Origin of the sequence: Paraburkholderia fungorum, from assembly GCF_046026025.1 — a bacterium.
Classification (GTDB): Bacteria; Pseudomonadota; Gammaproteobacteria; order Burkholderiales; family Burkholderiaceae; genus Paraburkholderia; species Paraburkholderia fungorum_E.
On the sequence record NZ_JAQQFL010000076.1, the window covers coordinates 1 to 4,547 of the forward strand.

Genomic DNA, 4,547 nt, shown 5'->3' on the forward strand with positions numbered 1-4,547 from the left:
GACCAATAACAAATCAAGGAAAGGCCAACACCACAGGCACACAGCCAAAGCAGACCACTAACAAATCAAGGAAAGGCCCAAAAACCCCAAACCAAGGAAAAACAAACAACCACCCAGCGCCGCGCAGGCAAAAAAAACCAGCAAACCCACCCCCAAAAGCCCCCCGCGCGCAGCGCCGCTTATAATCGAGCATTCTTTGCATCCACCAGCAGACGGACAGAAATGAGCGAGACCCCGAGCGACCCGACCTCCACGCTTGCCAAAAGCTTCGAGCCCCACACCATCGAAGCCCACTGGGGCCCCGAATGGGAAAAGCGCGCCTACGCGGCGCCCACCTTCGACGAGAACAAAAAAGACTTCTCGATCCAGCTGCCGCCGCCGAACGTCACCGGTACCCTGCACATGGGCCACGCGTTCAACCAGACGATCATGGACGGCCTCACCCGCTATCACCGCATGCTCGGCGAAAACACCCTGTGGGTGCCGGGCACGGACCACGCAGGCATCGCCACACAAATCGTCGTCGAACGTCAACTGGACGCCCAGGGCATCTCGCGCCACGATCTCGGCCGCGAAAAATTCACCGAACGCGTCTGGGAATGGAAGCAGCAATCCGGCTCGACCATCACGAATCAGGTGCGCCGTCTGGGCGCGTCGATCGACTGGTCGCGCGAATACTTCACGATGGACGACAAAATGTCGGCCGCCGTGCGCGACGTGTTCGTACGCCTGTATGAACAGGGACTGATCTATCGCGGCAAGCGCCTCGTGAACTGGGATCCGGTGCTGCTCACCGCCGTCTCCGACCTCGAAGTGGTCAGCGAAGAAGAAAACGGCCATCTCTGGCACATCCAGTACCCGCTCACGGACGGCTCGGGCCACCTGACGGTCGCCACCACGCGCCCGGAAACCATGCTCGGCGACACCGCCGTGATGGTCCACCCGGAAGACGAGCGCTACGCGCATCTGATCGGCAAGACCGTCACGCTGCCGCTCTCCGGCCGCGAAGTTCCGATCATCGCCGACGACTACGTCGACCGTGAATTCGGCACCGGCGTGGTCAAAGTCACGCCCGCGCACGATTTCAACGACTATCAGGTCGGCCTGCGCCACAAGCTGCCGATGATCGAAATCCTCACGCTCGACGCGAAGATCAACGACAACGCGCCGGAACAATACCGCGCGCTGGATCGCTTCGCCGCCCGCAAGCAGGTCGTGGCCGATCTCGAAGCGCTCGGCGCGCTCGAATCGGTCAAGCCGCACAAGCTGATGGTGCCGCGCGGCGACCGCACAGGCGTCGTAATCGAGCCGATGCTGACGGACCAATGGTTCGTCGCGATGAGCAAGCCGGCGCCGGAAGGCACCTTCAATCCGGGCAAGTCGATCGCCGAAACCGCGCTGGACGTGGTTCGCAGCGGCGAAATCAAATTCGTGCCGGAGAACTGGAGCACCACTTACTACCAGTGGCTCGAAAACATCCAGGACTGGTGTATCTCGCGCCAACTCTGGTGGGGCCATCAGATTCCGGCGTGGTATGGCGAAAACGGCGAAATCTTCGTCGCCAATACCGAAGACGGCGCGCGCGAAAAGGCGGCCGCCGCGGGTTACACGGGCTCGCTCAAGCGCGACGACGACGTGCTCGACACCTGGTTCTCGTCGGCGCTGGTGCCGTTCTCGTCGCTCGGCTGGCCCGCCGAAACACCTGAGCTGAAGCACTTCATGCCTTCGTCGGTGCTGGTCACCGGCTTTGACATCATCTTCTTCTGGGTCGCGCGCATGGTCATGATGACCACGCACTTCACCGGCAAGGTGCCGTTCGACACGGTCTACGTGCACGGTCTGGTGCGCGACGCCGAAGGCCAGAAGATGTCGAAGAGCAAGGGCAATACGCTCGACCCGATCGATATCGTCGACGGCATCGAGCTCGACGCACTGGTCGCCAAGCGCACCACCGGCCTGATGAATCCGAAGCAGGCCGCGTCGATCGAAAAGAAAACCCGCAAGGAATTCCCGGAAGGTATTCCGGCCTTCGGCACGGACGCGCTGCGCTTCACGATGGCGTCGATGGCCACGCTCGGCCGCAACGTCAACTTCGACCTGGCGCGCTGCGAAGGCTATCGCAACTTCTGCAACAAGCTGTGGAATGCCACCCGTTTTGTGCTGATGAATTGCGAAGGTCAGGATTGCGGTTTCGGCAAGCCCGAGCAATGCGGCGAGTGCGGGCCGGACGGCCACCTGAATTTCTCGGCGGCGGACCGCTGGATCGTCTCGCGCCTGCAACGCGTGGAAGCGGAAGTCGCCAAGGGCTTCGCCGACTATCGTTTTGATAATGTGGCCAACGCCCTATACAAGTTCGTATGGGACGAATACTGTGACTGGTATCTCGAACTCGCCAAGGTTCAGATCCAGACGGGTCAGCCGAACCAGCAGCGCGCAACACGCCGCACGCTGCTGCGCGTGCTCGAGACGGTGTTGCGCCTCGCGCATCCGGTGATTCCGTTCATTACCGAAGCGCTGTGGCAGAAAGTAGCGCCATTGGCCGGTCGTTATCCGCAAGGCAAGGCGGAGGGCGAAACGTCCATCATGGTGCAGCCTTACCCCATTGCAGAACCGTCGAAGCTCGACGAAGACGCGGAGCAATGGGCAGCCGACCTGAAAGCAGTGATCGATGCGTGCCGGAATCTGCGCGGCGAGATGAATCTGTCGCCGGCGGTCAAGGTGCCGTTGCTCGCGACTGGCAACGCCGAGCGCCTGCGCACCTTCGCGCCGTACGCTCAGGCGTTGGCCCGTTTGTCGGAGGTGCAGATCATTGCCGACGAGGCAAGCCTGGATGCGCAAGCGGATGGCGCGCCAATTGCTATCGTCGGGAATGACAAGCTTGTGTTGAAGGTGGAAATCGATGTCGCTGTGGAGCGTGAGCGTCTGTCAAAGGAAATCGCGCGGCTTGCTGCGGAAGTCATCAAATGCAATGCAAAATTGCAAAATGAAAGCTTTGTTGCGAAGGCGCCACCGGCAGTCGTTGAGCAGGAGCAGAAAAGGCTGGCAGAATTCGAAACCACTATCGGCAAGCTGAAAGCCCAATTGGCCCGTTTGCCGGCCTGATCGACGCTCCGCGCCTGCCCGTGGGCGGGCGCGGATCAAAGCTAAACCAGAGGATTCAGGGTAATCACATGCTAAAAGTTACAAAAGCAGTATTTCCGGTAGCAGGTCTTGGCACCCGGTTCCTCCCTGCCACGAAGGCAAGCCCGAAGGAGATGCTGCCGATCGTCGACAAGCCGCTGATTCAATATGCGGTGGAAGAGGCAATGGCGGCCGGCATCACCGAAATGATCTTTGTCACGGGCCGCAGCAAGCGCGCGATCGAGGACCATTTCGATAAGTCATACGAAATCGAGGCGGAGCTCGAGGCGCGTGGCAAGGCCAAGCTGCTGGAACTGGTGCGCAGCATCAAGCCGAGCCATGTGGACTGCTTCTACGTGCGCCAGCCGGAAGCGCTCGGCCTTGGCCACGCGGTGATGTGCGCCGAAAAGCTGGTGGGCGACAACCCGTTCGCCGTCATTCTTGCTGACGACTTGCTGTACGGCACGCCGCCCGTGATGACGCAGATGATCGAGGTGTTCGACCACTATCACAGCTCGGTGATCGGCGTCGAAGAGATCCCGGCCGCGGAGACGAAGTCGTACGGTATCGTCGACGGCAAGGAGTGGGAAGACTCGATCATCAAGATGTCGGGCATCGTCGAAAAACCGGAGCCGAGCGTGGCGCCGTCGAACCTTGGCGTGGTGGGCCGCTATGTGCTGAAGCCGCGGATCTTCGAACATTTGCGCGCGCTGAAGCCGGGCGCGGGCGGTGAATTGCAGTTGACGGACGCGATTCAGTCGCTGCTCGCCGATGAACAGGTGCTGGCGTACAAGTACCACGGCACGCGTTTCGACTGCGGCAGCAAGCTGGGTTATCTGAAGGCGACGGTCGAGTTCGCTCTGCGTCACCCGGAGGTGGCGGCCGATTTCGAAGAATATTTGCGTACCCGTTCGCCGGTGCTGGAAGGCTGAGCAACAGAACCGCTGCGCGGAACCCTTGCGCTATTAGCCTCTCGCGATAGGCGTCAGTCAGACGTAAAAAAGGCGCTGTGCCCCGTATTCGCGGGCATAGCGCCTTTTTGTTTGTGCTTCAGCGGCGCTTCATCAGAAAGGTGAAGACCTTGTCGTGCGCCGAGCTTTCGACGATTTCGTTGCCGGTTTGCTTCGCGAACGCGGCGAAATCGCGCTGCGAGCCCGGGTCGGTCGCCAATACCTTGAGAATCTGGCCGCTTTCCATGTCGGCGAGCGCCTTCTTGGCGCGCAAAATGGGCAGCGGACACATCAGGCCGCGCGCATCGACTTCCTTGTGAACCTGAATTTGCATCGACGATGACCTTCGGGGTGGGGCGTCGGTGTTGTGCGACGCTGGAGCGTTGAATTTTACAGTAGGTGGGAGGTTGCCGCCTGGTGGCGGGTTTTTCCCTTGTTCTGGGTTCTCTTTGGCCTCTCCTTGATTTGTTTGTGGTC

General features: G+C 60.6%; 3 protein-coding genes. 2 read left to right on the plus strand and 1 reads right to left on the minus strand.

Annotation, left to right across the window (positions count from 1 at the left end):
* The first annotated feature begins 222 nt into the window (after nt 1–222).
* Together PQR67_RS38025 and galU are read left to right on the plus strand one after the other, a co-directional pair.
* A complete protein-coding gene (locus PQR67_RS38025; RefSeq protein WP_408467923.1) occupies nt 223–3,102 on the plus strand; it encodes a valine--tRNA ligase in 2,880 nt (959 codons plus the stop codon).
* Nucleotides 3,103–3,170: 68 nt separating this feature from the next.
* Complete coding sequence (gene galU / locus PQR67_RS38030) at nt 3,171–4,052, plus strand: UTP--glucose-1-phosphate uridylyltransferase GalU (protein WP_028199110.1); 882 nt, start codon at nt 3,171–3,173, stop codon at nt 4,050–4,052.
* A gap of 118 nt (nt 4,053–4,170) precedes the next feature.
* On the opposite strand, the gene PQR67_RS38035 is transcribed toward galU, so the two are convergent.
* The gene (locus PQR67_RS38035; RefSeq protein ID WP_025600552.1) at nt 4,171–4,398 is read right to left on the minus strand and encodes a sulfurtransferase TusA family protein; all 228 of its coding nucleotides are present in this window, start codon (nt 4,396–4,398) and stop codon (nt 4,171–4,173) included.
* Between the last annotated feature and the right edge of the window lie 149 nt (nt 4,399–4,547).

Coding starts and splice junctions, on each gene's coding strand:
- PQR67_RS38025 (WP_408467923.1), top strand. CDS start 223: ATGAGCGAGACCCCGAGCGACCCGACCTCCACGCTTGCCAAAAGCTTC.
- galU (WP_028199110.1), top strand. CDS start 3,171: ATGCTAAAAGTTACAAAAGCAGTATTTCCGGTAGCAGGTCTTGGCACC.